General features: G+C 65.7%; 1 protein-coding gene. It reads right to left on the bottom strand.

Annotated elements, in window-relative coordinates; translation table 11 throughout:
* A partial coding sequence (locus ON38_RS03210; protein WP_039822230.1) for a non-ribosomal peptide synthetase occupies nt 1-1518 on the bottom strand: 1518 nt, incomplete at both ends.

The raw sequence follows: 1518 nt of genomic DNA, 5'->3' as shown, positions 1-1518 counted from the left end.
AACTCCGCCTGGATATCCGCCGTATCCACACCCGAATCCCCAGCGGACACCACATAACCGACCAAACGATCACCGGTCCGCGGATCCGACTGCGCCACCACCGCCGCCTGGGAAACCCCCGACAACCCCAGCAACGCCGCCTCGATCTCCCCCAACTCGATACGGAACCCACGAATCTTCACCTGGAAATCCGTACGACCCCGATACTCCAGCTCCCCCGCACCATTCCACGCCACCAGATCACCGGTGCGATACATCCGAGCATTGGGAACAAACGGATCCGCCACAAACCGATCCGCACTCAAATCCGGGCGGCCGAAATACCCCTGCGCCAACTGCGCACCCGCCAGATACAACTCACCCGCAACACCATCGGGCACCGGACGCAACCGCGAATCCAACACATACACACGCGAATTCCACTGCGGCACACCGATCGGCACCGACACCACATCCGCCGTCGAGACCGCATGCGTGGTCACCGACACCGCCGCCTCGGTCGGACCATACAGGTTGAACAACCCGACACCCGGCGACCGGGTGAGTACCTTCTGCGCGGTCGATACCGGCAGGGCCTCACCGATGGCGAGCACCCGCCGCAACGACTCCGCCAACCCGGCATCGGTATCCAACAGGGCGTCCAGCATCGACGGCACCACCGTCAACGTGGTGACCTGTTCGCGGGCCATCAGCTCGTTCAGATACGCGGGGTCGCGATGCCCCTCGACCTCGGCGATCACCATCCGGCCACCGCACACCGCCGCGGTCCAGAACTCCCACACCGACAAGTCGAACGTCGCCGCGGTCTTCAACAAGATCGCATCCGTGGCATCCAACCCGAACTCGCCGGTGATGTACCGAAGCTGGTTCACGATCGCCGCATGCGGCACCGCCACACCCTTCGGACGACCCGTCGAACCCGACGTGAAGATCACATACGCCGTATTCGACGCCCGCAACGGCGCGATCCGCTCCGAATCACGCACCGGCGATGCGGCGAAACCGCCGGTGTCGACGGCATCCAGGGCCACTACGGATGTGGTGGAGATACCGGATTCGGCGCCGATCCCGGTATCACCGGTGGTCAGCACGCAGACCGGTGCCGCGGTGTCCAGGATGTAGCCCGTCCGCTCGGCCGGCTGATCGGGATCCACCGGCACATACACACCACCGGCGGTGGCCACCGCATACATCGCCACGACCAGATCCACCGAACGCGGCAACGCCAGCCCGACGCGATCGTGCGGGCCGACGCCCTGCGCGATCAGATAACGGGCCAACCGATTGACCCGCGCACCCAATTCCGCATAAGTGAGCTGCGCACCATCGGCGGCCACCAGCGCCACCGCATCGGGCGTCGCCGCGACCGTGGCATCCAACAGCGAAGCCAGGGTCTCCGCCGGTTCGAGCTCGCGCGCCGTGGAATTGCGCTCCGCGAGCGCCGCCCGTTCGGCCGGAGCCAGAATCTCCAACTCACCGACCACCGTCTCCGGCGCCGCAACGATCTCACCCAGCAGA

The organism is Nocardia testacea NBRC 100365, from assembly GCF_000308775.1.
In the GTDB taxonomy this organism is placed as follows: Bacteria; Actinomycetota; Actinomycetes; order Mycobacteriales; family Mycobacteriaceae; genus Nocardia; species Nocardia testacea.
The sequence above is the reverse complement of the archived record's forward strand: the minus strand, read 5'-3'. Positions and strand labels throughout refer to the sequence as shown.